We start from the raw sequence: 25,480 nt of genomic DNA, 5'->3' as shown, positions 1-25,480 counted from the left end.
TTCGGCCTGGCCGGGTCTTCTTCGAGGGGGCGTCCTCTATATTAAGGGGTTCTGCCACCCGCCTATATAAGGGACCTGCCACTCGGGCTCCGCCGGCCGTTGACTTTCAACGGGTCTTCGATTAGGTGCATGCCGGGTAATGGTGTGTATGGTGTGCCTGATGAAAGGAGACGAGTGCCAGACAAAAAGAAGCTCGTCATCGTCGAGTCGCCCACCAAGATGAAATCGATCGCCGGGTACCTCGGCGACGACTTCGAGGTGCTCAGCTCGGTAGGTCACATCCGCGATCTCGCGGAGCCCAAGAATCTTCCTCCCGAGCTGAAAAAGGGAGCGTTCGGCAAATTCGCCGTTGACGTCGACAATGGGTTCGAACCGTACTACGTCGTCTCTGAGAGCAAGAAGAAGACCGTCGCCGAGCTCAAACGAGCTCTGAAAAATGCCGACGAGCTGTTGCTCGCGACGGATGAAGACCGTGAAGGCGAGGCCATCGCGTGGCACCTGCTGCAGGTGCTGCAGCCGAAGGTTCCCGTGAAGCGCATGGTGTTCCACGAGATCACCAAAGACGCCATCCTCGCGGCCAAAGACAACACCCGCGACCTCGACGAGGCGCTCGTCGACGCACAGGAGACCAGGCGCATCCTCGACCGGATCTACGGTTACGAGGTCTCACCCGTGCTCTGGCGCAAGGTCGGCCCCAGCCTGTCTGCAGGTCGTGTGCAGTCCGCCGCCACCCGACTTGTCGTCGACCGGGAGCGCGAGCGCATAGCCTTCAAAGCCGCCGAGTACTGGGACATCACCGCCCAGGCCGTTCCCGAGACAGACAACGATGCCACCCGCTTCGAAGCGCGCCTCGTGCGGCTCAACGGAAACCGGATCGCAACCGGCCGCGACTTCGACGACGACGGCGCTCTCAAAAGCTCTTCGACCGTGCTCGACGAGGCATCAGCCCAGCGCCTCGCTGCTGCGCTGGCCGCACCAGAGGCATCCGTGCGGGTGTCGAAGGTGGAATCGAAGCCCTACTCGCGCCGCCCCGCTGCTCCGTTCACCACCTCGACGCTTCAGCAGGAGGCCGCGCGCAAGCTGAGGTTCTCGGCCAGGCAGACCATGAGCGTCGCCCAGTCGCTGTATGAGAACGGCTACATCACCTATATGCGCACGGACTCGCCCTCGCTCTCGGGCCAGGCGATCAAGGCGTCGCGCGACCAGGCGACCTCGTTGTACGGCGCGGAGTCGATTCCCGAGAAACCGCGTCTCTACACCGGCAAGTCGAAGGGCGCGCAAGAGGCCCACGAGGCGATCAGGCCCTCAGGCGACACCTTCCGCACCCCGGCGTCGCTCTCCGGCAGCCTGCGTGGCAACGACTTCAAGCTCTATGACCTGATCTGGAAGCGCACCGTCGCCAGCCAGATGGCCGACGCCAAGGGGCAGACCGCAACGGTGACCGTCGAGGCGAAGGCGGGCGACGACCTCGCCGAACTGACGGCATCCGGAACCGTCATCACCTTCCGAGGCTTTTTGCAGGCCTATGAAGAGGGCCAGGACGAAGAACGCAACAGCGAGGGCGCGCGGGAAGCGAAGCTGCCGGCGCTGACCGAGGGACAGACCCTGGCGCTCAGCGAGGTCGAGGCCAAGGGCCACGAGACGAGCCCGCCGCCGCGCTACACCGAGGCGAGCCTCGTCAAGCGACTCGAGGAGCTCGGCATCGGGCGCCCGTCGACCTATGCTCAGACGATCGCGACCATCATGGATCGCGGATACGTGAGCTCCCGCGGGCAGGCTCTGATTCCGTCGTGGACGGCCTTCAGCGTTGTGCGCCTTCTCGAGGAGCATTTCGGTGAGCTCGTCGAGTACGACTTCACCGCGGCCATGGAAGAAGACCTCGACGAGATCGCTTCTGGCTCGCGCAACGCCACCGATTGGCTCTCGACATTCTATTTCGGCGGAGGAGACCACACTGGGCTTCGTCAGGTGATCGACAACCTCGGCGACATCGACGCCCGCGAGATCAACTCGATGCGGCTCGCAGACGACGTCACCCTGCGCATCGGCAAATATGGCCCCTATCTCGAGGTGACGGATGCCGAGGCCGGGCCAGACGCACAGCCTCGGCGGGTGAACATCCCCGAAGAGCTGGCGCCAGACGAGCTGACGATCGAGAAGGCGCGCGAGCTCCTCGACGCACCCGTCGCCGGAGATCGTGTGCTCGGCGTCAACCCGTCCACGGGCAAGCAGGTCGTCGCGAAGGACGGCCGTTTCGGCCCGTACGTCACGGAGCTCGATCCGGAGCCGGAACCCGTGGTCGACCAGGCGACCGGCGAGGTGCTCGAACCCGAACCCGCGAAACCGGTGAAGAGATCGGCCAAGAAGGCTGCTGCGCCCAAGCCGCGCACGGCATCCCTCTTCAAAACGATGTCGCCGGACACCGTTGATCTCGAGACCGCCGTCAAGCTGCTCGACCTGCCACGGGTTGTGGGAGCCGACCCCGAGTCGGGCGAAGAGATCACGGCGCAGAACGGCCGGTACGGCCCGTATCTCAAGAAGGGCGCAGACACCCGCTCGCTCACGAGCGAGGACCAGATCTTCGAGATCGACCTGCCGGGTGCCCTCGACCTGTTCGCACAGCCCAAGTACGGCGCCAGGCGAGCGTCGAGCGCGCTCAAGGAGTTCGAGGCAGACCCCGTGAGCGGCAAGCCGATCAAGGTGAAGGACGGCCGATTCGGGCCCTACGTCACCGATGGTGAGACGAACGCGACGATTCCGCGGGGCGAGGATGTCGAAGACGTCGATTTCGAACGAGCTGTGCAGCTGATCGCGGACAAACGCGCGAAGGGGCCTGCGAAGCCGCGCGCCAGGAAGGCGCCGGCCAAGAAGGCGCCCGCCAAGAAGGCACCCGCGAAAAAGGCGTCGACAACAAAGGAGCCGACAACACAGGCGTCGACCACCAGAAAGGCTCCAGCCAAGAAGACGGGCGTATCGACGAAGACAGCGTCGTCTGGCGACGCCGAGTGATCGGAATGGCGTCGACTGACCGGTATCCGGGGCTGTTCGTCACCCTCGAGGGGGGCGACGGCTCCGGCAAGTCCACGCAGGCAGCCGAGCTCGAGGCCTGGCTCGTCGCGACCGGCCGGTCGGTCATGCGCACGCGTGAGCCAGGCGGCACGGAGGTCGGCAACGAGGTCAGGGAGATCGTTCTGCACCATCGCGGCGACATCGCGCCACGTGCCGAAGCGCTGCTGTACGCGGCGGACAGGGCCCATCACATCCACTCGAAGGTGAGGCCGGCCCTCGAGCGCGGTGAGGTGGTGATCCAGGACCGCTACATCGACTCGTCGCTCGCGTACCAGGGCGCCGGGCGGGCGCTCGGCGTCGACGAGGTGCGGTCGCTCACGCTGTGGGCGACCGAGGGGCTGCTTCCAGACGTCACTGTTCTGCTCGACCTGCCCGAAGACGCCGCCCGCGCTCGGCTCGACGCCACCGAACGGCGGTTCGACAGGCTCGAGGCCGAGGAGGCGTCTTTTCACCGGAGGGTGCGCGAGGTGTATCTCGAGCTCGCCGCGGCAGAGGCAGAGCGTTTTCTCGTTCTCGACGGTACGAGGCCCGTGGCGGAGCTGGCTGCCGAGATCCGCGGGCGCATCGAGCCGCTGCTGCAGAGGCCGCTGTCGTCCTGAGCACGAGGGTGGAGGCCGCCGGGCGCCGATCGTGCGCATAGAATCCGGCTGGCTCCGTTGTCGACGCGGGATTCCGGGGGGCGAACAGCTGTTCCGACCAATCCGTTTGGGGGGTGCAGGCTTCGCGGCTCGCCTCCATTCGACACGTCCGTGCCAGGCCGCTGTGTCAAACCGTCTGTGCCAGGCCGCTGTGCCAGGCCGTCCGTGCCAGGCCGCCCTGCCAACCGTCTGTGCCAGGCGCCCCGAGCACAACTTCGGAAGAATGTGTCAATCGCGCCGATCCGAGCCCGAACCCGGGACGAAACGCACATTCTTCCGACGTTGTGCACACCCCGTTGGAGAATTGTGCGCGCAGACAGAGCTGTCAGCGGCGCCGGGTAGTCTTGTCGGTATGGCCTCGTGGAGTGATGTAGTCGGTCAGGGCGGGGCCGTCTCGCTTCTGCAGCAGGCCGCCTCTGAGCAGCTCGACCCGATCGACGGAATCTCTGCGGCGGCGCCGGCGCACAGCTCCATGGCACACGCCTGGCTGATCACCGGACCGCCCGGCTCAGGGCGATCGAACCTCGCCTATGCCTTCGCCGCCGCCCTGTTGAGTCCGCAGGCCGGCGACGAGGTGACGGCGCGTCAGGTGGCGGCTCGCACACATCCCGATCTCTCTGTGCTCGCCACAAGCAATGTGATCATCAAGATCGAAGAAGTGCGCGAGCTTGTCAAGAGCTCGCAGTTCTCGCCCTCGCTCGGCAGGTATCGTGTGGTCGTCATCGAAGACGCGGACCGCATGGCCGAACGCACGAGCAACGTGCTGCTGAAAGCACTCGAAGAGCCGCCTGAACGCACCGTGTGGATTCTGTGCGCGCCGAGCGAAGCCGACCTGCTTCCCACCGTCCGCTCGCGCGTGCGCGCCGTCAGGCTTCGGGTGCCGGCTGTCGACGAGGTGGCCGAACTCATCGTGGCCAGGGACAATGTCGATCGTGAGACCGCCGAACGCGCGGCCAGGCACGCTCAGAGCCACATCGGCATGGCGCATCGGCTCGCGACAGACGCCGGGGCGCGCGAAAGACGCGACGAAACGCTGAGGCTCGCCCTCGGCATCCATTCCGTGACGGATGCTGTGCTTGCGGCCGCCCGCATGATCGAGATTGCAGGCGCAGACGCCAGCGCGTTCACTCAGCAGCGCGACCAGGTCGAACGGGAGCACACGCTTCGCTCGCTCGGCCTGGAGCCAGGGCAGAGTATTCCGCCTGCCCTGCGCGGGCAGATCCGCCAGCTTGAAGACGATCAGAAACGGCGTGCGACGAGAAGCCTGCGCGACGGCATCGACCGCATCCTGACAGATCTGCTCTCGCTCTATCGTGACATCGTGATGCTGCAGCTCGGTCGCGAAGAGTCGGTGATCAACCGTGAGCTGCTCGGTGAACTGCGCAAGGCGGGTGAACGCTCAGCCGCGGCTGAGACGATGGCGACGCTGGATGCCATCCAGCAGGCACGGTTGAGAATAGAGGGGAACGTCGCACCGGCACTGGCGCTCGAAGCCATGCTCGTCGCGGCGATCAGGTAAGGACATACGCATGATTCGCACACGCTCGACTCTCGCCGCCGCTGCCATCGCAGCAGTTGTGGCCCTTGGCCTGAGCGGGTGCTTCACCGCGTTCGTGCCCGGAGGGAATGGGGCGACGCCGTCTGCCACCCCCTCGCCCACCGTCGAAGACGTCGCGGAGAACCTCAAGCCGTTCTATGGGCAAGAGCTCGAGTGGACAGACTGTGACGGTGGTTTCGAGTGCACAGCTGTGACGGCTCCGATGGACTGGGAGAACCCCGAAGCGGGCGAGATCGAGCTCGCGGTCATTAGACAGGCGGCGAGGGGTGACGACCGCATCGGTTCGCTCCTCACGAACCCGGGCGGTCCGGGGGCATCCGGTTATGAGTTCGTTGCGGGCTCGCTCGACTTCGCCGTGGATTCCGCGCTGCAGGAGCGGTTCGACATCGTCGGGTTCGACCCGCGTGGTGTGGGCCGCTCGACGGCCGTCGAGTGTCTCGAGCCCGACGAGATGGACGAGTACCTCTATGGGATCGTCGAACCGGAGCGCGGCAGCGAGGAATGGATCGCCGAGATGACAGAGGGCGCGATCGACTTCGGCGCCGCCTGCCTCGAGAACACCGGCGAGCCCCTCGGGTTCATCGACACGGTGAGCTCGGCGAGAGACATGGACCTGCTGCGCGCCGTGCTCGGTGACGCGAAGCTCAATTACCTCGGATACTCGTACGGCACGTTCCTCGGTGCGACCTATGCAGAGCTCTACCCCGAGAAGGTCGGCCGGATGGTGCTCGACGGCGCCATCGACCCGGCGGCGAGCAACTTCGACGTCACGAAGACGCAGGCCATCGGGTTCGAGAACGCGTTAGAGGCGTACCTCGACGACTGCGTCTCTGGGCAAGAGTGCCCGTTCGACGGCACCGTCGACGAGGCCATGCAGGTGGTCGCCGACCTGCTCGCCTCGGTCGACGAGACGCCGATCCGCAACGAAGACGGGCGGATGCTCGGGTCGAGCACTCTGCTCACGGCCATCATCTACCCGCTGTATTCGGCAGGCTCATGGTCAGCGTTGAGCGACATGTTCCGCGAGGTCATGGCGGGTGATGCGCAATACGCCTTCTACTTTGCGGATGCCTACAACGGCCGCGACGAAGACGGCACCTATGCAGACAACTCCACAGAGGCGTTCTCGGCGTACAACTGCCTGGACTACACCTATGACGACGATCCCGCGAAGATGGCCGAAGAGGCAGAACAACTCGCAGAAGAAGCGCCCGTGATCGGTCGGTACATGTCATACGGTGACATCTCGTGCGCGAGCTGGCCGTTCACCGACGGGGCGGAACGTGACGAGATCCACGCGGAGGGCGCGGCGCCGATCCTCGTGATCGGCACCACGAATGACCCTGCGACCCCGTATGTGTGGGCTGAATCGCTCGCGGAGCAGCTCGACAGCGGCGTGCTCGTGACCTATGAGGGCGAAGGCCACACGGCATACAACAAGGGCAGCACCTGTGTGAACGACACGGTGGACGAGTACCTCATCGAAGGCACTGTGCCGTCGAGCGACCCGGAGTGTGACTGACCCTGCGTGACGCCGGGCGTGGCTGGCCGGTGTGGCTGACCGGTGTGATTGACCTGTGTGGTTGACCGGTGTGGCTGGCCTGACGCGTTCGGGCACGACGGCCGAGGTGTGTTAAGATCGGTAGCTGTGTCGCCCACGCGTCACGCGCCGCCCTAGCTCAGTCGGCAGAGCGATTCACTCGTAATGAATAGGTCGGGGGTTCGATTCCCCCGGGCGGCTCCGTTCCCCTTCTCCGGGCGGTGAGAGATCAGCGCTTGCGCGGCTTGATGAATGAGGTCTCGCTCTTCTCGCGCTTGATCGCGCGCTTCTCTTTCAACGACATCTTCGGTTCTTTCTTCGCGGAGTCACCGCGGGGCGCCTTGTTTGCCATCTCCATCGCTTCCCCTCTTCAGCTGGCGTGGTTCCGACGACCATAGCCCATTCCAAAAAATAAAGCATCTTTTAGCTGACCGGGAAATAAATGGGCTCGAGAACGTGAGTTCCTGCCGGGGCGCCCACTCCCGCTACGCTGTGGATATGACCTCTGAAATCTCGTCCCGCGGCCTGCGCTGGGGGATCCTCGGCCCGGGCGGGATCGCTCAGGCGTTCGCCAGCGATCTCGTGCAGAGCGGGCTCACGGTCCAGGCCGTCGGATCGCGCAGCGCAGAAGCCGCACGACTGTTCGCCGAGCGATTCGGTGTGCCGAATGCTCATAACGGCTACGCGGATCTCGTCGGGGACCCCGAAGTCGATGTCGTCTACGTGGCCACGCCGCATCCGTTTCACGCAGAGCAGGCGATGCTCGCCCTCAACGCGGGCAAGCACGTGCTGATCGAGAAACCGTTCACCCTCAACGGCGCAGAGGCAGAGGAGGTCGTCACCCTGGCTCGTGAGAAGGGTCTTGTGGTGCTCGAGGCGATGTGGACGCGTTTTCTGCCGCACATGGCGCGGATTCACGAGATCGTGGCATCCGGCATCCTGGGCGATGTGCGCACGCTGATCGCCGACCACACTCAGGATCTGCCAGACGATCCCTCACACCGGATCAACAACATGGCACTCGGTGGCGGGGCTTTGCTCGACCTCGGCATCTACCCGATCTCGTTCGCGTCGAGCCTGTTCGGACCGCCACAGACCGTGCAGGCGACGGCCACGTTCGCCGAGACCGGTGCAGATTCGTCGATCGCCACTCTGTTCGGGTACGCGAACGGCAGCACAGCCCTCACGATCAGCGCGAGCGACCAGCGCGGTCCCAACACGGCGACAATACTCGGAACAGAAGGCCGCATCGATGTCGACGGCGTCTGGTATGCACCGACGTCGTTCCGCGTCTACAACTCGGCCGGCGAGGTCGTCGAGACCTTCAGCTCAACGGTCGCCGGGCGCGGCATGCAGTACGAGGCATTCGAGTTCGAGCGCCTGGTCGCTGAAGGACTGACGGAGACACCACTGCTCCCGCTCGATGAGACAGTGCGGATCATGCACACACTCGACGACATTCGTTCGCAGATCGGGCTCGTCTACCCCGGCGAATGAGCATCGCGGGGCGAACGAGCACCGCTGTCTTCTGTGACGACGTGTCGGTCACCGCTCGCGGGCCTGCGCCCTCTGCCTGCCGACGGGTCACCGAGCGGTCGCGAGAGGCCGCAGTCGTCCTGATGGGGGGAACGGAACGGTGAATTCTCTCAACGGCACACCGACGTCGCCCCAGTCCTCCTTTTTGACGCGTATCTCGCGAGGCGAGGCCTCGGTGATCCGCACTCGGAGCCAGCGGCCGTCGTCGAGGCGCAGTTCATAGGGGTCCGCGAGATATCCGATTCCCGTGGCCTCCAGAGTCTCTTCCGCGGTCAGCCAGTCGACGGCATCCGTCAGCGGCCGACCGAGCAGATCGATGGCGACGAAGCCCTCGAGCTCGGGCCGCATCCAACCCAGAAGCTCGCCGTCCGGGCGACGATGTTCGATCCAGTCAGAAGCTAGGGGCACTCGTCGAGACTACCAACGACCTCCTTTTCGAGCACGATCCGGCGTCAGCGGCTAAAATTCTCGAGTGCACGAATCTGCAACGCCCCACCCCGAGAGCGATGAGCCTGGGTCAGACGACCTCCAGGTGGATGACCAGTCGCTCAGTGCGCCCCGCGTGCCGGTGACGGATGCCGGGGGTCACGGCCCGGCGGCCCAAGATTCGGGGGTCGCCGAAGGCACAGGGGCCGAGAACGCAGAGACCCCGTCTGCCGGAGCGGACCGCGGTAGCCGCCGGCGCGCATTCGCGGCCGGAGGCGGCATCGGGGCGTACTTCTCACGGCATCGCAGAGGCTGGACGGCCGCTGCAGGTGTGGTCGGCTTCGCCCTGCTCGGTTCGGGCGCGGTCGCAGCCGGAGCGGCGACCGCGGGCCCTGCACCGGTAGCGGCTCCGCTGAACACAGAGACGAACACGCCGACCGCCACACCGACACCCGACCCGCGGCCGGTGCTCGAGACATCCGCCCAGCCGCTGCGCACCTGTTCGGTGCTGCCCGCGACTCAGGACCCGCGTTTCGGGCATCTGCAGGCGCAGGTGCTCGACGCTGCAACGGGTGAGCTGCTGTTCGAACGGGATCCGGCAACCCCGTCGCCCACCGCGAGCTCCATGAAGGTGCTCACCGCGGCCGCGGGCCTCGCCGTGCTCGGCCCCGATTTCCGTATGACCACACGTGTGGTGGTCGGCACCGAGCCCGGAACGATAGTGCTCGTCGGCGGCGGAGACGTGACGCTCACCCGACTGCCGACGGGGCAGGAGCCCGTCTATGCGGGCGCGGCCCACCTCGATGCGCTCGCGCAGGCGACGCTCGCCGCGTGGGAGGCATCCGGTCACACCGAACCGATCTCACGGATCGTGCTCGACTCGAACTACTTCGGTGGCGAGACCTGGGATCCGAGCTGGCCGGCCACCGAGCGCCAAGCAGGCTGGCTGTCGCACATCACCGCGCTTCAGGTCGACGCTGACCGCGCCGACCCGCAGGTGTTCCTCTCGCCGCGCGGAGAAGACCCGATCGGCCGGGCAGGGTCGGCCTTCGCCTCGTATTTCGGTGGGGTGACCGTTGAACGCGGCGCCGCCCCGGTCGGAGCAGCGGAACTGGCGTCGGCGCAGTCACAACCGCTGACCACCCTCATTCCGCAGTTTCTCATCCCGAGCGACAACACCCTCGCAGAAGCGATCGCCCGGATCGTGGCCATCACGCTCGGCACCGGCAACACCCTGCAGGCGCAGCCCGCAGCCATTGCCGAGGGTCTGCAGGGCTACGGCATCGACACCGCGGGAATCAACGCGTATGACGGTTCGGGCATGAGCCCGAACAACGCGGTGCCCCCGTCGTACTTCACGAAGCTGTTCCTCAAGATCAATGCACGTGAGGGCAACCTCGGTGCGATCTACGACGGCCTTGCTGTCTCTGGAGAGACGGGCACCCTCAACTACAGCAACCGCTTCTTCGGTGACAACGCTGTCGCTCGTGGGAAGGTGTACGCCAAAAGCGGTTCGATCACCTCGGCGTACACCCTGAACGGCATCATCTATGCCGAAGACGGCTCAACACTGGTCTTCTCGATCTATGGCACCGGACCCGGGGTGAGCTCGGGAACGAGAACGGCCATCGACACCCTCACCACCGCGTTCTATCGCTGCGGGTTGAACCTCTCGAACAACTAGGCGTGCCGCCCAAGCCGTCCTGACGGTTTCGCCGGCTGACGAGTCGTTCTGCAGACTGACGAGTCGTTCTGCAGGCAGGCGACGCAGAACATCCACCGGCGTAGGCTGGGAGTGACGCGATCAGGAGGAGACCATGACAAAGGCGCTTTTCATCATCGACGTGCAGAACGACTTCACAGAGGGCGGCGCTCTGGCCGTTGAGGGCGGTGCCGCCGTCGCGGCGGGGATCACCGGCTATCTCGCCGCGGCGGGATCACAGTACGACCTCGTCTTCGCCTCACGCGACTGGCACGATGCGGGAAACGACAACGGCGGGCACTTCAGTGAGCATCCGGATTACCGGCGCACCTGGCCGCCGCACTGCGTCGCGGGCACCCCGGGCGCCGAGTACCACCCGGATCTCGATGTCTCTCGTGTCGACATCCACGTGAAAAAGGGGCAGGGTGTTCCGGCGTACTCGATCTTCGAGGGGACCGCTGACGGCGGAGAACACGACGGTGACACGGTGTCACACCTGCTGGAGCATCACGGTGTCACCGAGATCGATCTGGTCGGGCTCGCAACAGATCACTGCGTGCGCGCGTCGGCGTTCGACGCCATAGAACACGGGCGTCATGTGCGTGTTCTCACCGATCTCGTGGCCGGGGTGGCAACCGAGACAAGCGAGGCGGCCCTCGCCGAGCTCGGGCACGCCGGCGCCGCGATCACCTCGTCCCGGGGCTGAGCGACGCAGCGGGTGAGTGGCTCGGCGGGCCGCTGAGTCACAGGCTCCCGTCGTCCTGGTTCTCGGGGTCGTCCGCGTTTCCTTCGAGCCCTTCGACGATGCCGTTCGTCTGGTCGAAAGGATGCGCGGGGTCGCCGAGCGAACTCAGGTTGCGCTCGTCGTCGCGTGGCTGAGCGACCTCATCGTTGATATCGCGTTCGGTATTCATGACTTAAACGGTACGCCGAATTCACCGCGAACCAAGAGGCCGAGTCGAAACGGCCAGCCGTCTTTGGCACGTGTGTCATCCCCGGCTGTGGCGGTCGAGGAACTGGAACACCTCTGTGTCGTCGACCCCGGGAAAGGTGCCGCTCGGCAATGGTGCGAGAACGTGCATGTGCAGGCGCGCGCTCGGCCACGCCTTGCCCTGCCAGCGCGACGACAGTTCCTGGCTCGGATGCCGGCAGCACGAGGGGTCGGGGCACGTCGAGACGGCCCGCGCGCTGGTTTCGCGACCCCTGAACCATTTCGCGTCGTCGAACGGCACGCCGATGGTGATCGAGAACTCACCCGATGCCTGTGAGCCGGTCTGGGTCGCGCACCAGTACGTGCCGGTCGGCGTGTCTGTGTACTGATAATGCTCGGTTGTGCGATTGGTCTGCTCGAACGCGGCGCGGGCGCTCCAGCTGCGGCAGACCTGCTGGCCCTCGATCGACCCGGTGACGTCTGTGGGAATCGGAAGGTCGTCATTCTCATACCCCTTCATCAGGGCGCCGTCGTCAGAGACCCGAAGAAAGTGCAGGCGGATGCCGAGGCGCGACGTGGCGAGGTTGGTCAGGCGCAGAGCAGCCGCCTCGTGTGTGACGCCGAATGCGTCGCGAAAGTCCTCGACGGCGATGTTCCGTTCGCGTTTCGCCTGCGTGAGAAAGTCGACGGCAGGTGTCTCTGGCATCAGGCAGCACGCGGCGAAATAGTTGATCTCGAGCCGCTGCTTCAAGAACTCGGCGTAGCTCACCGGTCGTTTGTGGCCGAGGATTCTGTGCGCAAGAGCCTGAAGGGCCATGGATCGCAGACCGTGACCGCCCGGGATCGACGACGGGGGCAGGTAGATGCGACCGTTCTCGAGGTCGGTCACCGACCTGGCCGAGTGCGGAAGGTCGTTGACATAGATCAGGTCGAAGCCCAGCTGCTCGGCCATGATGCTGACCTCGCGGTGTGTCAGCGCTCCGCTCACATGTCCAGACGCACGCACGCGCTCTTCCGCGACGCGTTCGATATCGGGCAGGTAGTTGTCGAGCTCACGCATCTGCAGACGCTGCTCCGTGTTGGCGCGCCGGGCCTCTTCCGGTGTGGCGATCGCTTCCCGTGCACGCCTCTGCAGCTCACGGTGCAGCCCGACGAGCGATTCGAGTGTGTCGTCGCTCATGCTCTTCGACACGCGCAGAGTCGGCAGGCCCAGGGTGCTATAGGTCGAGGATTGCTGCGCCTGTGCGAGTTCGATCTCGAGTGCCGCCCGCTTCGACGGCGCTTCGCCGTTCAGAAGGTCGCTGAGCCGGATGTCGAGGGAGTCGGCGATCGACTGCAGCAATGACAGCTTCGGCTCGCGTTTTCCGTTCTCGATGAGTGACAGCTGGCTTCCTGCGACATCGACGAGTGCGCCGAGAGCGTCGAGCGTCATTCCTCGGTCGATGCGAAAGTGGCGGATGCGATGGCCGAGCGTTGAGAGATCGGCGTTCGGTGGGCTCATTCTTTGACAATATCTAAAGAACTGTACTTTTTTCCATACAGATGGCCAGATTCCCTCGCTATTTATGCGCCAAAGTTGAATCACGTCCGAAAATTCGATCTCCGTCAGTGAAGTCCACATCGCAACGGCGCTGCACGGGTCCACCGAAGATCCGGACAACCGGAACCAGACAGACAAGTGGAGAAGCAATGTTCATCGCAGAACTCCCCTCGAGCGCGGGTGTCGAATCAGCTCGCCGTGGTGACGTCGCAGTCGACGACACCACGACCGGCCCGCAGTCAGACGGAGGGCTCGCCGCACTTCGAGCCTGGGTCTCAGACATCGCAGAGCTCACCCAGCCAGACCACATCGTGTGGTTCGACGGCTCGGCCAGGCAGACGAACGAGATCACGACGCAGCTCGTCGCAGAGGGCAAGTTGATCAAGCTGAACCCCGAGTGGCGCCCCAACAGCTATCTCGCCCGCAGCACTCCGAGCGATGTCGCTCGGGTCGAGGCGCGCACGTTCATCTGCTCCGAGCACGAGATCGACGCCGGCCCCACCAACAACTGGCGTGCGCCCGCAGAAATGCGCCGGGAGCTGGGCCAGGTCTTCGCCGGGAGCATGCGTGGTCGCACCATGTATGTGGTGCCGTTCTCGATGGGCCCCGTCGGCGGGCCGCTGTCACAGCTCGGTGTGCAGGTCACCGACTCCGGCTACGCAGTGCTCTCGATGGGAATCATGACACGCGCCAGCGACGAGGTGCTCGAGCTCATCGAGGAGGGCGAGCCGTGGGTGAAGACCGTTCACTCGGTCGGCGCCCCGCTCGAGCCGGGGGAGCAGGACGTCGCCTGGCCGTGCAACGACACCAAGTACATCGTGCAGTACCCCGAAACGCGAGAGGTGTGGTCCTACGGCTCAGGCTACGGCGGCAACGCGCTCCTCGCGAAGAAGTGCTTCGCCCTGCGCATCGCGAGTGTGATCGGGCGGGACGAAGGCTGGCTGGCCGAGCACATGCTGCTCATCCGCATCACGTCGCCCACCGGGCGCCGGTACCACGTCGCGGCGGCGTTCCCCTCTGCATGCGGCAAGACGAACCTCGCGATGCTGCGTCCGACGATTCCCGGATGGAGTGTCGAGACGCTCGGAGACGACATCGCCTGGCTGCGGCCGGGGGATGACGGACGCCTCTGGGCCATCAACCCCGAAGCCGGATTCTTCGGTGTTGCTCCCGGAACCGGGGAATCGACGAATCTCACCGCCGTCGAAACCCTCTGGGGAAACACGATCTTCACCAACGTCGGGCTTCGCGACGACGGCGATGTCTGGTGGGAGGGCCTCACAGACACCCCTCCCGCGCACCTCATCGACTGGGAGGGTCGTGACTGGACACCGGACTCCGGGCGCCCGGCCGCGCACCCCAACTCACGGTTCACCGTCGCTGCGGCCCAGTGCCCGCAGATCGCCGACGGCTGGGACGAAGCAGTCCCGCTCGACGCGATCCTCTTCGGCGGCAGGCGCGCGACAAACGTGCCGCTGGTCGCCGAGGCGACCGACTGGACGCACGGCGTGTTCATGGGCGCGACGATCTCAAGCGAGAAGACAGCCGCAGCCGAGGGCACCGTCGGCGAACTCAGGCGAGACCCGTTCGCGATGCTGCCGTTCTGCGGATACAACATGGCGGACCACTGGGCACACTGGCTCAAGATCGGCCAGAAGCTGCGCTTCGATCGCGCCCCCCGGCTCTACCAGGTGAACTGGTTCCGCAAGGGTGACGACGGCGATTTTCTGTGGCCGGGCTTCGGTGAGAACAGCAGGGTTCTCGAGTGGATCGTGCGCCGGATCGAGGGCGACGTCGAAGCCGTCGACACACCGATCGGCCGGCTTCCGAAACCCGCCGACCTCGATACAGATGGACTCGAGATCACCGACGACCGGCTTGACGCGCTTTTTGCGATCGACAGGGACTCGTGGCTCGCAGAGGCGGACCTGACCGAAGAGTTCTTCAGCAGATTCGGCACGAAGGTCCCACCGGCGCTCAACGCCGAGCTGGCGTCGTTGCGGTATCGGCTGCGCTCGGAGTAATACTCCGCCCACAGGCAAGTGCGCCTTACCCGCTGGGGGGTGGGGCGCACTTTTGTTCCACGGCGAATGCACCCCTCTCTGGGCATGCCACCCCCGCGTGAAGGTCCAGAGAGGGCGAGAACGCAGGCGGGGCGCGACTACACGAGCAGCTGGTGCTTGGCCAGGTCGCGGTAGAGCGGCACGGATGCCACAAGCTCACTGTGCGTGCCAGAGCCGATGACGCGCCCATGGTCGAGCACGATGATCTCGTCGCTGTCGACGACCGTCGAGAGGCGGTGGGCGATCACGATGAGCGAGCGGTCCTCGGCGACAGCGTCGATGGCGAGGCGCATCTTCTGCTCGTTCACCCCGTCGAGGCTCGACGTGGACTCGTCGAGCAGCAGCACGGGGGGTGCCGCGAGCAGCGCACGGGCGATCGCGAGCCGCTGTCGTTCACCGCCAGAGAGCATGATGCCCTCTTCGCCGACGGGGGCCGAGAGCCCGGCCGGGTTGCGGTCGAGCACGTCGCCGAGGTTGACGGCGTGCAGAACACGTGTGCAGTCCTCGTCGGATGCCTCCGGTGCGGCGAGCAGCAAGTTGTCGCGTATCGATCCGGCCAGAACGGGGGCGTCCTGCTCGACATACCCGATCCGGGAGCGCAGCTCACTGCGGCTCAGCGAACGGATGTCGATCCCGCCCATGAGAATCGCGCCGGACGAGGGGTCGTAGAAGCGCTCGATCAGCCCGAGCACGGTGGACTTGCCCGCTCCCGACGGGCCGACGAGTGCAGTGCGCTTTCCCCGCTGCGCGCGGAAGGAGACGTCGTGGAGCACCGGGTCACCTGGGCGTCTGGAGCTGCGCTGAGCCGGCTCGGACTCGGTGGCCGTTGCGGCACTCGGGGCAGAAGGCTCCGCCTCGCTCTCCGCGGTGCTCGCCCTGCTCCTCCCGTCGTCGTCCGCGCCGACCGGTACCGGCTCGGCGTAGGCGAACGTGACGTTCCTGAACTCGATGGCCGGGGCATCCGCCGTTGCGACGCCGCCGGTCAGAGTGCCGGCGACAGTGGCGTCTGTGTCGTCTTCGAGGGGGAGTTTGATGATCTCTTGGATGCGGCCGAGCGCACCGAGCGCCTGATTGGTGGCGGTGATGGCGCCGAAGGCCTGCCCGAGGGGCATGATCATCATAAAGAGGAACAGGATGAAGGCGACGAGGTTCGCGATGGTGATGGCGCCAGACGCGACGCGGAATCCGCCCACACCGAGCACAACGAGGAACGACACCTGCATAGCGATTCCGGCCACCGGCACCACGAAGGCCGAGATCTTCGCCACGCTGATGCCCGCTCGCCACGCACCGACGGCGTCGCTGTCGACGGCAGCGATCTCACGTTCGGTCGCGTTGGCGGCGCGTATCGTGCGCACGGCGCTGATCGCGCGTTCGACAGACGCTGTGAGGTCGCCCACCTTCTTCTGCGCCCGTGCGCTGGCGACGCGGATGCGACTGCCGAGCAGCGTGACAGACACGATGGACACAGCGATGACGAGCACCGTCAGCCCGAGTAGCACCGGGTCGAGAATGAGCATGGCGATCAGGGCGCCGATGAAGGTGATCGTGCCGCCCACCGCCTCGACGAGACCCTGCGTGAGCACTGCACGCAGAAGGGTCGTGTCGCTGCCGACGCGAGAGACGAGGTCTCCGGTGCGACGGGCGTCGAACTCGGAGATCGGCAGGTGCAGCATACGCGATACCAGCCTGCGCCTGCTCTGCAGCACAACCCCCTCACCCATACGCTGCAGCAGGTAGTGCTGGTAGCCGGCGATCACCCCAGAGATCACAACGAGTGCGATGAGCGCCCAGACGAGCCAGCCGAGCGGGGCGTTCTGCTCCACGATGGTGATGACCTGGCTCACCAGCAGGGGCTGGGCGAGCGAAGCGGCAGCTCCGAGCACACTGAGCACGATGACGAACCACAGCGCACGCTGGTGTTCGAACAGGTAGGGCAGGAGCTCGGAGAATCTCGCTCGAGGCCCCTCGTCTTTCTGACGGGTGAAGGGTGAACGCCGCGGTGGCCGCGGCTCTGCCGTCGAGTCTTCTGTCGGTGCGTGCGTCGTAGGCGTGCTCATTCTGCGCTTTCTGCCGGTTGGGAGGGTTCCAGTTTCTCGCGCGGCTGCTCGAGGGCCGAATCGACGAGCATCCTCGCAGCGAGCGGTCGATCTCTGCGCTGCCGCACGAGCCCCGGGATCGTGCCCCATGCGGCGCTGTCAGACGGTGTGCGGCCCACATCGGCCCGCGTGGCGCTGCGGCGTCTCTCCCCGGTGAAGGTCACCGGCGCCCGTACTTCTTGTGCACGGCCTGCCGGCTCACGCCGAGGGCGAGGGCGACGAGCTGCCACGAGGCATTCGCATTGCGGGCGCGGCGCACGGCGACGGCCTCGATGCCGTCGAGCTCACGCCTGAGCGCAGAGATCGCCCTGAGTGCCGTGATCGGATCGTTCGAACCGGCGTCGCCGGCGAGCGTGCGGATCGTGTCGAGTGTCATCGTGCCCCTCCCATATCGCAGTCAACATTAGTTGACACATGAGGGTGATGTCAACCATCGTTGACGCCATCCGGTGACGCGGCGATCGGGTCCGAAGCGGTGCTCCCCGAACCGAGGAGACCCGCATCGGGCCCACAGCAGGCGGGACCGAACACCCGGAACGAGCTCGGCGGGACTGTCGGCTCAGCGCACGCGTGCGAAGTCGGCCGGCTCATGCAGACGGCGCAGAACACGAGCCGCCGCAATGGCCGCTTCCGCGGCCTCTTTGCCCTTGTCTTCCTTCGACCCTTCCAGGCCTGCACGGTCGAGTCCCTGTTTCTCGTCGTCGAGGGTCAGCACACCGAAACCGATCGGTTTTCCGACGCGGATGGCCACATCCATCAACCCGGTGGTCGCCGCACTCGAGACGTACTCGAAATGCGGGGTTCCCCCGCGGATGATGACGCCGAGGGCTACCACGGCGTCCGCGCCGTTCTCGAGCGCGGCAAGCGCTGCGACCGGAAGCTCGAAGCTTCCGGGCACGCGCACCACCGTGTGGGTGGCGCCGGCCGCATCGAGGGCACGTGTGGCACCGGCGAGAAGACCATTGGAGATCTCTGTGTGCCACATGCCTGCGATGACGACGATTCTCAATCCCCGGCCATCCACAGACAGCTCGGGTACTCCTTCAGAACTCATAGATACTCTCCTGTGTGCTCGGGTTCACGGGGCGGTCGTGTACGGGGCGCCGACCGATCACAGCTGTTCGGTCGAGACGATCGCCTGCTCCAGCTGGTGGCCCATGCGGTCGCGCTTAGTCTCAAGGTAACCCTCGTTGAAAACTCCCACACCCACGACAAGCGGCACGCGCTCAGAAACCGTGATGCCGAACGACTCGAGCTGGCGCACCTTCTCGGGGTTGTTCGTGAGCAGGCGCACCTCGTCGAAGCCGAGATCCTTGAGAATCGCCGTCGCCGCGATGTAGCTGCGGGCATCGGCGGGAAGACCGAGCGCGAGATTCGCGTCGAGGGTGTCGAGGCCTTCCTCCTGCAGCTGATAGGCGCGCAGCTTGTTGACGAGCCCGATGCCCCTGCCCTCGTGACCGCGCAGGTAGATCACCACACCGCCGTGTCGCTGGATGGTGTCGAGCGATGCGTCGAGCTGTGGTCCGCACTCGCATTTGAGCGAGCCGAACGCCTCGCCGGTCAGACACTCCGAGTGCACGCGCACGAGAGCGCCGGATGCGGGGGAGCCGGCGATGATGGCGACGTGGTCCGCTCCGGTCTGACGGTCGCGATAGGCACGAATGCGGAACGGTCCATGGGCGGTGGGCACAGTCGTCTCGACTTCGAATCGCACAGCGTTCGACTCGGGAACCACGCTCTCGCCGCCCGAGCAGGCGACAGAGGCATCCGGATGCTCGTTGATGAAGTCGATGAGATCGGCGATCGTGATGACGGGGATCCCGTGCTCGGCGCCGAGCACGATGAGGCCGGGCAGCCGCATCATCTCACCGTCGTCTGCGATGACCTCGCCGATGGCGCCGACCGGCGGCAGACCCGCGAGGCGCATAAGGTCCACCGCTGCTTCGGTGTGGCCCGCGCGCTGCCTGACACCGCCGTCGACGGCCCGAAGCGGAACGATGTGCCCCGGCCTGACGAGGTGGTGCGCCGACGACGCGGGGTCTCCGAGAACCCGCAGGGTGCGTGTGCGGTCCGATGCGCTGATTCCCGTTGTCACGTGCTGTGCAGCATCGACGGTGATCGTGTACGCCGTGTTCCTGGTGTCTTCGCTCTCGCTCACCATGATCGGCAGTTCGAGGCGGTCCGCATAGTCGTTCGGCATCGGCGCGCAGATGTAACCGCTGGTGTGCGCGACTGTCCACGCCACCCACTCACGCGTGGCGAGCGTCGCGGAGAGGATCACGTCGCCCTCGTTCTCACGGCCCTCGTCGTCGGCGACGATGACGGGCTTTCCCGCACGCAGCGCGTCGAGGGCCTCTGGGATCGTCGCAATGCTCATGGCTGTGTCCTCTCTGGTGCCGTGTCTTCGCTGACGCGGAAGGCGAGCATCCGTTCGACATGTCTGGCGAGAATGTCTGTTTCGATGTTGACACGCTCGCCCACTCGGCGCTCGCCGAGGGTGGTGGCGGCGAGTGTCTCCGGAATGAGCGACACCTCGAACCACTGCTCGGTTTCGCCCGCGTCTGCCAGGTCGCTGACGGTGAGTGAGATGCCGTCGATGGCGATGGAGCCCTTGTTCGCCACGAACGGGGCGAGTTCGGGTGACAGGCTGAACCTGAGGACGCGCCAGGCTTCGCCCGGCGCGATGCTGAGCACGCTTGCCGTTCCATCGATGTGCCCCTGCACGATGTGGCCGCCGAGGCGGCCTCCGACGAGCGCGGCGCGTTCCAGATTCACCCGGCGTCCTGGTGCGACACCGTCGAGCGTGGACATCGAGAGGGTCTGTGCCATCACATCGGCGGTGAAGCCGTCCGGTGTCTGCTCGACGACCGTGAGGCATACGCCCGACACCGAGATGGAATCGCCGCGCTTCGCCCCATCGACCACCGCGGGGCCCCGCACAGTGATGCGGGCGGCGTCAGCGCCGTTCTCGACGCCCACGACCTCGCCGATCTCTTCGATGATTCCGGTGAACATTCAGAGGGGTCCTTTCACGGGAGCAGGTGTCGCGCGAATGAGAATGTCATCGCCGAGGTTCTGCAGGTCTGAGACAACAAGTCGTTTCGTCTCGTCGATCGTCGAGACGCCGAGGTCGCCAAGGGCGGTGATCGGCCCTCCGATGAGCGCGGGCGCCAGGTAGATGAGGTATTCGTCGACCAGCCCGGCGGCTATGAACGCGCTCGCGAGCGTGGGCCCGCCCTCGATGAAGAGGGTGCGGATGCCGCGTTGGCGCAACGCGCACAGGTCTGCCGCGAGGTCGTCGCCGTCGAGTGTGAGGTAGGGGCGTGGATGCCTTCTGAGGGCTGCGTCCGTCGGCACCTCTGTGTGTCCAAAGACGATCGGCGTCGGCTGGGCAGGCAGGAGCCCGCCGTTCGCGGTGCGCGCGGTGAGCGCCGGATCGTCGGCGATGAGGGTTCCCGTTCCGACGCCTATGCCGTCTGCCGCCGCCCGCCGGGCATGGACATCGGCCCGTGCCGCCGGCCCCGTGATCCACCGGCTGGTGCCATCCGCCGCCGCCGCCCGGCCGTCGAGGCTCTGCGCCCACTTCACCGTGACGAGCGGACGCCCGAGCCGTGCCGTCTCGAGCCAGTCGCCGAACGACACGGCAGCTTCGTCTTCGAGTACTCCGCCGTGGACCTCGACGCCCGCACTGCGCAGGGTCTTCGCGCCCCCGCCAGAGGCACGACCCGGATCGGTGACGGCATAGATCACGCGAGCGACGCCGGCATCGATCAGAGCGCGCGAGCACGGGCCAGTCCGACCCGTGTGGTTGCACGGCTCGAGGGTGACGACTGCGCTCGCCCCGCGCGCAGCGCCCGGCGGGAGCTTCGAGAGAGCGTCGACCTCGGCGTGTGGTGTGCCCGCTCCGCGATGCCAGCCTTCTGCGACGACGGCGCCGTCTGCGTCGACGATCACGCAGCCGACCCGCGGGTTCACCCCGCGCTCCGGTCCGTGTGCGGCGAGCTCGATCGCACGCCGCATCAGCGCCATGGTCGCGCTGTCTGCCGTGCCCGATCGGGGCTGCAAGGTGGTCATCCGTCTCAATCGTCTTCGTGATGAAGAAACGAGATCCGGGAAACGGCGTCGGCCGTACGGTGCGGAGCGCGTGCTGCGCTTCACACCCGTGCTTCCTCCCATCCGGACTCGAGTCGTCAGCTGTGCGGCTGGACGACCCATAACCGTCGGTACCGGAATTTCACCGGTTCAGCCGTCACCCTGTCGGGCGACGGCTCGCGGACTGTCACCGCCGGTTCGGACTCTCACCGACCCCGGAGCACGTTTCGTTTGATTCATGGTACTGCAACGCGGCGCGGCCGAGTCTATTCCCCGTGTTCTCAGGCTCAGGCTCAGGCTCGCTCGCGTTCAGTGAGATCGCCCTCTCCCTCGCTCGCCCTCCCGCTCCCCGCTGTCTCTCTCTGTGTGACCTTTCCGGACAGAGGTGGCCGGCGGAACGGCGACCTCCGTCCGGAAAGGTCACACAGGGGGGGGCGTCAGCGGAGAGGGGTGAGCAGGAGAGGGGAGGGGGGGTCAGCGGAGAGGGGCCGGGGCGTCAGCCCTCGACCAGCAGCTTGGCCGTGCCAGAGTCGACGATGAGGTCGGTCACAAGACCGGCGGCCAACGCGCCGCGCAGGCTGGCGAGCTTGCTCGAGCCGGTGACGACACAGACTCGACGCGCAACACTCCTCAGCACATCGACGCCCGGGCCCGACGATCGCTCGTTGAGAGCAATGCCGTCTGAGCTGCCGTCCTCTCGAAAGAACACCGTCGCCACGTCGCCCACAACCCGCTCCGCGCTCAGCGCTCGAAAGTCCTCGTCGTCGAGATAACCGCCGATGTAGACATGGCTCGGCACACCAGAGAACGGTGAGCCGAGGCCGAACACGGCGACGTCGAGAGTGCTGTGCATCGCCACAACCCGCGCGATGCTGCGTTCCCGCCACATCGCCGTTTTCGTCGCCGGGTCGTCGAACACCGCGGGAACAGCGAACTGCTGCACGGCCGCGCCGTATGCCGCGCCGAATCGCTGCAGGATCTCGCTGGCATAGAGGATGCCCGTGGTGCGGGGATTGGCCGCACCGTTCAGTTGCACGATCGTCGAGTTGTGCGTCGGTTTCGCGACCAGGTGCCGCGAGACTGCGCTCATGGTCGAACCCCACGCCACGCCCATCGACATGCTCGAGTCCATAAAGCCACCGAGAATCCGTGCAGCCGAGATGGCCACGCGCTCGAGACGGTCGACGTCATTGGTCTGGTCCGGCACGGGAACCACGTGGGCGGTGACCCCGAACCGCGCCCGGATGTCACCCTCGAGCTGACGGGGCATCTCGAGCGGTGATCGCACCTGGATCTCGACGAGTCCCGTCTCGCGTGCGTGGCTCAGCAGGCGGGAGACCGACGAACGCGACGTGTGCAGCTCGTGGGCGATGGCATCCATCGTGAGGTCCTGCAGGTAGTAGAGCTGGGCTGCGGTGAGCGCGTCGCGCAGACGAGGCGACTGGTGGATCGTCGGCATAACGACATCCTTGCACGTTTGTGCACCGAGATTGCACATCCTTGACGGATCTTCAAGAATCATCCGTGTCGATGCACCCGCGCGAGAAGCCACAGACCGGCACCGACATCAGCGAACGAAGGAACACAGGCAATGACACGCCACTCGCACGAGCAGAACACACCTCGAGCCCAGGTCGACGCCCTGCGGGAACGGCCCTCGGCGCGTGTGCTCGTCATCGGCGGCGGCATCAACGGAATCGCCACATTCCGTGACCTCGCCATGCAGGGCATCGACGTGGCGCTGGTCGAGCGATCCGACTGGGCATCCGGCGCGTCGGCGGCATCGAGCCACATGATCCACGGCGGCATCCGCTATCTCGAGAACGGCGAGTTCCGGCTGGTCAAGGAGTCCGTCACGGAGCGCAACGGCCTGCTGAAGATCGCACCACACTATGTGAAGCCCCTCGAGACCACCGTGCCGATCTTCTCGACGTTCTCTGGCATCCTCTCGGCACCCCTCCGGTTTCTCACGCACAAGCAGGGTGCGCCGAAGGAGCGCGGCGCCCTGCTCATCAAGATCGGTCTCACCCTCTATGACTCGTTCTCGCGCGACGGCGGCACGGTGCCGCGGCATCGTTTTCGCGGCAAAAGGACGTCGCTCTCAGAACTGCCGCAGCTGAACCACGACCTGAGCTACACGGCGACATACTTCGACGCATCGGTGCACGACCCCGAGCGGCTGGCCCTCGACGTGCTGCACGACGGACTCGCCGCGGGCAGAGCCACAGGGGCGCGCGCCGCGAACTACGTCGAGGCCGTCGGCTTCGACAGCGCCTCTGGCACGGTGACCCTGCGCGACACGGTCTCAGGCACCGAGTTCCCCCTGGCGGCAGACGTTGTGGTGAACGCCTCTGGGCCGTGGACAGACCTCACCAACGAAGCGCTCGGCACCCAGACCGCGTATATGGGCGGCACCAAGGGCTCGCATATCGTGCTCGACAACCCGGAGCTGGTCGCGGCAACGGGCGGGCGTGAGATCTTCTTCGAGCACTCAGACGGCCGCATCGTTCTGATCTACCCGCTCAAGGGCAGGGTCATGGTCGGCACAACCGACCTCGAGGCGGACCCGCGCGAGCAGGCCGTCTGCACCGAGGCCGAGGTCGACTACTTCTTCGATCTCATCGCCCACGTGTTTCCGCGGATCGCGGTCGACAGGTCGCAGATCGTGTACCGGTTCGCCGGCATCCGCCCCCTGCCCGGCCACGGCGACACGGCACCCGGCTTCGTGTCGCGGGACTACAGGATCGTTCCAGAAGAGCTGGGCGGGGTGAAGCTGTTGAGCCTCGTCGGCGGCAAATGGACGACGTTCAGAGCGCTCGCGGAGCATCTGTCGACAGAGGCGCTGACCGCCATCGGAGTCAGCCGGACGACGTCGACGGCGGGTGTTCCGATCGGTGGCGGCGCCGGATACCCGCAGACGGATGCCGCCCGCCGCGTCTGGCTGGCCGCCCACGCCGCAGAGGTGGGCGCCGCGCGAGCCGAGCAGCTGCTCGAGCGCTATGGCACACGGGCGTCGGAACTCATCGACGTGCTGTCCGAATCCCCGGAGACACCTCTGCTGCATGCGCCCGGCTACAGCGTCGAGGAGCTCTCACACCTCGCCCGCACAGAGAGCGTTGTGCATCTGCTCGATATGCTGCAGCGACGCACGAGCCTCGCTTTCACCGGTGCGGTGACGGCTGACCTGCTCTGCGAGGTGGCCGAGGTCGTGGCGGTCGCCCTCGGCTGGGATGCGGCGACCACTGCCGACGAGATCCAGACGTCTGCACGCGTACTGCGCGAGTTGCACGGTGTCGACATGCACCTGCATCAGGCCGGCGGTACGAGGATGGTCTCGTCGACCGGGTAGAAAAAGAAGACCACAACTGCACGAATTCTCACGTGTCGCCCTTGTCACACACAGCGGGTCATCGATACGTTTCAGATGGGTGGAAAAACAAGCGTCCCGAGCGAACGCGCGGGCAACCGAAAGAAGGTCAATGTGGACGTAACTTTAGGGACAGTGTTCCTGTCGGAGATCGTTGGTACGGCGATGCTCATATTGCTCGGTGGTGGCGTCGTCGCGAACGTCGTCCTGGCCAAGACGAAGGGGTTCGACGGCGGCTGGCTGTTGATCAACTTCGGGTGGGGACTCGGTGTGTTCGCCGGTGTGGTCGTCGCCTATTCGTCTGGCGCTCATATCAACCCGGCCGTCACGCTCGGCATCGTCACCAGCGGCGAGACGGAGTTCGCGCCGGGGATCCCCGTCAGCATCGTGTCTGTCCTCGTGTACATGGCCGCTCAGATGATCGGTGCGATGATCGGTGCCGCCCTCGTCTTCCTGACGTATAAACGACACTTCGACGCCTCGGAGGACCCGGCGGCGAAACTCGCCGTCTTCTCAACCGGTCCGGCCATCCGTTCATACGGCTGGAACCTCGTCACAGAGATCGTGGGAACCTTCGTTCTCGTGTTCGTTGTGCTCGCGTTCGGCCACCACGGCGATGCCTCGGGCCTCGCCGCACTCGGCGCCCTGCCCGTTGCCCTGCTGGTTCTCGCCATCGGTGTCTCGCTCGGTGGTCCCACCGGATACGCGATCAACCCTGCGCGTGACCTCGGGCCACGGCTTGTGCACGCGCTCCTGCCGATCAGCGGCAAGGGATCGAGCGACTGGAGCTATTCCTGGGTTCCCGTCGTCGGCCCCCTCGTCGGTGGCGCCATCGCGGGATGGGCATCACTCGTGCTGCTGCCCGTGCTCGGCTAGCACCGCGGCGGTGCCTCGGCCGGGTGGGGCACGGCTTCACCGT

The 25,480-nt window shown here is 65.9% G+C and carries 21 protein-coding genes, 1 tRNA gene and 1 riboswitch; of the genes, 11 read left to right on the top strand and 11 right to left on the bottom strand.

Annotated features, from left to right (window positions below):
- Positions 1-174 precede the first annotated feature (174 nt).
- The 5 genes from topA (at position 175) to ACYVF5_RS03820 (ending at position 7,006) form a co-directional block, all read left to right on the top strand.
- Positions 175-3,009, top strand: a complete 2,835-nt coding sequence (gene topA / locus ACYVF5_RS03840; protein WP_460943514.1) for a type I DNA topoisomerase — start codon at positions 175-177, stop codon at positions 3,007-3,009.
- A gap of 5 nt (positions 3,010-3,014) precedes the next feature.
- Positions 3,015-3,668: a dTMP kinase gene (gene tmk / locus ACYVF5_RS03835; protein ID WP_460943512.1), complete on the top strand. Its 654-nt coding sequence runs from the start codon at positions 3,015-3,017 to the stop codon at positions 3,666-3,668.
- Between the two features lie 391 nt (positions 3,669-4,059).
- Positions 4,060-5,226, top strand: a complete 1,167-nt coding sequence (locus tag ACYVF5_RS03830) for a DNA polymerase III subunit delta' (RefSeq protein WP_460943510.1) — start codon at positions 4,060-4,062, stop codon at positions 5,224-5,226.
- A 10-nt stretch (positions 5,227-5,236) separates the two neighbouring features.
- Positions 5,237-6,787, top strand: coding sequence for an alpha/beta hydrolase (locus ACYVF5_RS03825; RefSeq protein ID WP_460943508.1), 1,551 nt, complete (start codon positions 5,237-5,239; stop codon positions 6,785-6,787).
- Positions 6,788-6,933: 146 nt separating this feature from the next.
- A tRNA-Thr gene (locus ACYVF5_RS03820) sits at positions 6,934-7,006 on the top strand.
- Positions 7,007-7,034: 28 nt separating this feature from the next.
- On the opposite strand, the gene ACYVF5_RS03815 is transcribed toward ACYVF5_RS03820, so the two are convergent.
- Positions 7,035-7,157, bottom strand: a complete 123-nt coding sequence (locus tag ACYVF5_RS03815) for a hypothetical protein (protein WP_460943506.1) — start codon at positions 7,155-7,157, stop codon at positions 7,035-7,037.
- Positions 7,158-7,303: 146 nt separating this feature from the next.
- On the opposite strand from ACYVF5_RS03815, the gene ACYVF5_RS03810 reads away from it, so the two are divergent.
- Entirely contained in the window at positions 7,304-8,302 is a 999-nt protein-coding gene (locus ACYVF5_RS03810) for a Gfo/Idh/MocA family protein (RefSeq protein WP_460943504.1), read from the top strand.
- Positions 8,303-8,389: 87 nt separating this feature from the next.
- Here the strand turns inward: ACYVF5_RS03810 and ACYVF5_RS03805 are convergent, their stop codons facing one another.
- Positions 8,390-8,689 carry a hypothetical protein gene (locus ACYVF5_RS03805; RefSeq protein ID WP_460943657.1) on the bottom strand — a complete coding sequence of 100 codons (300 nt, stop codon included), beginning with the start codon at positions 8,687-8,689 and terminating at the stop codon, positions 8,390-8,392.
- A 124-nt stretch (positions 8,690-8,813) separates the two neighbouring features.
- Here ACYVF5_RS03805 and ACYVF5_RS03800 point away from each other — a divergent pair, with 124 nt between their 5' ends.
- Both ACYVF5_RS03800 and ACYVF5_RS03795 read left to right on the top strand, forming a co-directional pair.
- Entirely contained in the window at positions 8,814-10,451 is a 1,638-nt protein-coding gene (locus ACYVF5_RS03800) for a D-alanyl-D-alanine carboxypeptidase/D-alanyl-D-alanine-endopeptidase (RefSeq protein WP_460943502.1), read from the top strand.
- A gap of 133 nt (positions 10,452-10,584) precedes the next feature.
- Positions 10,585-11,175, top strand: a complete 591-nt coding sequence (locus tag ACYVF5_RS03795) for an isochorismatase family protein (RefSeq protein WP_460943500.1) — start codon at positions 10,585-10,587, stop codon at positions 11,173-11,175.
- A 37-nt stretch (positions 11,176-11,212) separates the two neighbouring features.
- On the opposite strand, the gene ACYVF5_RS03790 is transcribed toward ACYVF5_RS03795, so the two are convergent.
- Both ACYVF5_RS03790 and ACYVF5_RS03785 read right to left on the bottom strand, forming a co-directional pair.
- The gene (locus tag ACYVF5_RS03790; RefSeq protein WP_460943498.1) at positions 11,213-11,383 is read right to left on the bottom strand and encodes a hypothetical protein; all 171 of its coding nucleotides are present in this window, start codon (positions 11,381-11,383) and stop codon (positions 11,213-11,215) included.
- A 75-nt stretch (positions 11,384-11,458) separates the two neighbouring features.
- Positions 11,459-12,901 (bottom strand): helix-turn-helix domain-containing protein, encoded by a 1,443-nt coding sequence (locus ACYVF5_RS03785; protein WP_460943496.1) that lies wholly within the window; start codon positions 12,899-12,901, stop codon positions 11,459-11,461.
- Positions 12,902-13,089: 188 nt separating this feature from the next.
- Between ACYVF5_RS03785 and ACYVF5_RS03780 the strand changes: the two genes are divergently transcribed.
- Positions 13,090-14,964: a phosphoenolpyruvate carboxykinase (GTP) gene (locus ACYVF5_RS03780; RefSeq protein WP_460943494.1), complete on the top strand. Its 1,875-nt coding sequence runs from the start codon at positions 13,090-13,092 to the stop codon at positions 14,962-14,964.
- A gap of 137 nt (positions 14,965-15,101) precedes the next feature.
- On the opposite strand, the gene ACYVF5_RS03775 is transcribed toward ACYVF5_RS03780, so the two are convergent.
- From ACYVF5_RS03775 to ACYVF5_RS03745, 7 genes are all read right to left on the bottom strand, one after another.
- On the bottom strand, positions 15,102-17,063 hold the full coding sequence (locus ACYVF5_RS03775; RefSeq protein ID WP_460943492.1) for an ABC transporter ATP-binding protein: 1,962 nt from the start codon (positions 17,061-17,063) through the stop codon (positions 15,102-15,104).
- A 199-nt stretch (positions 17,064-17,262) separates the two neighbouring features.
- Positions 17,263-17,478 carry a hypothetical protein gene (locus ACYVF5_RS03770; protein ID WP_460943490.1) on the bottom strand — a complete coding sequence of 72 codons (216 nt, stop codon included), beginning with the start codon at positions 17,476-17,478 and terminating at the stop codon, positions 17,263-17,265.
- Positions 17,479-17,661: 183 nt separating this feature from the next.
- Positions 17,662-18,156 carry a 6,7-dimethyl-8-ribityllumazine synthase gene (gene ribH / locus ACYVF5_RS03765; RefSeq protein ID WP_460943488.1) on the bottom strand — a complete coding sequence of 165 codons (495 nt, stop codon included), beginning with the start codon at positions 18,154-18,156 and terminating at the stop codon, positions 17,662-17,664.
- A gap of 57 nt (positions 18,157-18,213) precedes the next feature.
- Positions 18,214-19,479 carry a GTP cyclohydrolase II gene (gene ribA / locus ACYVF5_RS03760; RefSeq protein WP_460943486.1) on the bottom strand — a complete coding sequence of 422 codons (1,266 nt, stop codon included), beginning with the start codon at positions 19,477-19,479 and terminating at the stop codon, positions 18,214-18,216.
- Entirely contained in the window at positions 19,476-20,117 is a 642-nt protein-coding gene (locus ACYVF5_RS03755) for a riboflavin synthase (protein ID WP_460943484.1), read from the bottom strand. The genes ribA and ACYVF5_RS03755 overlap by 4 nt, the downstream gene beginning before the upstream one ends.
- A complete protein-coding gene (ribD, locus tag ACYVF5_RS03750) occupies positions 20,118-21,176 on the bottom strand; it encodes a bifunctional diaminohydroxyphosphoribosylaminopyrimidine deaminase/5-amino-6-(5-phosphoribosylamino)uracil reductase RibD (RefSeq protein WP_460943482.1) in 1,059 nt (352 codons plus the stop codon).
- 85 nt (positions 21,177-21,261) lie between these two features.
- Positions 21,262-21,421: riboswitch (FMN riboswitch) on the bottom strand.
- Positions 21,422-21,690: 269 nt separating this feature from the next.
- Positions 21,691-22,653, bottom strand: a complete 963-nt coding sequence (locus ACYVF5_RS03745; RefSeq protein WP_460943480.1) for a sugar-binding transcriptional regulator — start codon at positions 22,651-22,653, stop codon at positions 21,691-21,693.
- Between the two features lie 132 nt (positions 22,654-22,785).
- On the opposite strand from ACYVF5_RS03745, the gene ACYVF5_RS03740 reads away from it, so the two are divergent.
- Complete coding sequence (locus ACYVF5_RS03740; RefSeq protein WP_460943479.1) at positions 22,786-24,543, top strand: glycerol-3-phosphate dehydrogenase/oxidase; 1,758 nt, start codon at positions 22,786-22,788, stop codon at positions 24,541-24,543.
- A gap of 132 nt (positions 24,544-24,675) precedes the next feature.
- Positions 24,676-25,437, top strand: a complete 762-nt coding sequence (locus ACYVF5_RS03735; RefSeq protein WP_460943477.1) for an MIP/aquaporin family protein — start codon at positions 24,676-24,678, stop codon at positions 25,435-25,437.
- Positions 25,438-25,480: the final 43 nt, after the last annotated feature.

Source organism: Okibacterium endophyticum, assembly GCF_054780075.1.
The sequence above is the reverse complement of the archived record's forward strand: the minus strand, read 5'-3'. Positions and strand labels throughout refer to the sequence as shown.

Bases quoted from the DNA above. Each gene is read 5' to 3' on its own strand.
- ACYVF5_RS03815 (WP_460943506.1), bottom strand. From the start codon at position 7,157: ATGGCAAACAAGGCGCCCCGCGGTGACTCCGCGAAGAAAGAACCGAAG.
- ACYVF5_RS03830 (WP_460943510.1), top strand. From the start codon at position 4,060: ATGGCCTCGTGGAGTGATGTAGTCGGTCAGGGCGGGGCCGTCTCGCTT.
- ACYVF5_RS03780 (WP_460943494.1), top strand. From the start codon at position 13,090: ATGTTCATCGCAGAACTCCCCTCGAGCGCGGGTGTCGAATCAGCTCGC.
- ACYVF5_RS03795 (WP_460943500.1), top strand. From the start codon at position 10,585: ATGACAAAGGCGCTTTTCATCATCGACGTGCAGAACGACTTCACAGAG.
- ACYVF5_RS03740 (WP_460943479.1), top strand. From the start codon at position 22,786: ATGACACGCCACTCGCACGAGCAGAACACACCTCGAGCCCAGGTCGAC.
- ACYVF5_RS03770 (WP_460943490.1), bottom strand. From the start codon at position 17,478: ATGACACTCGACACGATCCGCACGCTCGCCGGCGACGCCGGTTCGAAC.
- ACYVF5_RS03745 (WP_460943480.1), bottom strand. From the start codon at position 22,653: ATGCCGACGATCCACCAGTCGCCTCGTCTGCGCGACGCGCTCACCGCA.
- ACYVF5_RS03785 (WP_460943496.1), bottom strand. From the start codon at position 12,901: ATGAGCCCACCGAACGCCGATCTCTCAACGCTCGGCCATCGCATCCGC.
- ACYVF5_RS03790 (WP_460943498.1), bottom strand. From the start codon at position 11,383: ATGAATACCGAACGCGATATCAACGATGAGGTCGCTCAGCCACGCGAC.
- ribH (WP_460943488.1), bottom strand. From the start codon at position 18,156: ATGAGTTCTGAAGGAGTACCCGAGCTGTCTGTGGATGGCCGGGGATTG.
- tmk (WP_460943512.1), top strand. From the start codon at position 3,015: ATGGCGTCGACTGACCGGTATCCGGGGCTGTTCGTCACCCTCGAGGGG.
- ACYVF5_RS03825 (WP_460943508.1), top strand. From the start codon at position 5,237: ATGATTCGCACACGCTCGACTCTCGCCGCCGCTGCCATCGCAGCAGTT.
- ACYVF5_RS03805 (WP_460943657.1), bottom strand. From the start codon at position 8,689: ATGCGGCCCGAGCTCGAGGGCTTCGTCGCCATCGATCTGCTCGGTCGG.
- ACYVF5_RS03810 (WP_460943504.1), top strand. From the start codon at position 7,304: ATGACCTCTGAAATCTCGTCCCGCGGCCTGCGCTGGGGGATCCTCGGC.
- ribD (WP_460943482.1), bottom strand. From the start codon at position 21,176: ATGACCACCTTGCAGCCCCGATCGGGCACGGCAGACAGCGCGACCATG.
- ACYVF5_RS03755 (WP_460943484.1), bottom strand. From the start codon at position 20,117: ATGTTCACCGGAATCATCGAAGAGATCGGCGAGGTCGTGGGCGTCGAG.
- ribA (WP_460943486.1), bottom strand. From the start codon at position 19,479: ATGAGCATTGCGACGATCCCAGAGGCCCTCGACGCGCTGCGTGCGGGA.
- ACYVF5_RS03775 (WP_460943492.1), bottom strand. From the start codon at position 17,063: ATGAGCACGCCTACGACGCACGCACCGACAGAAGACTCGACGGCAGAG.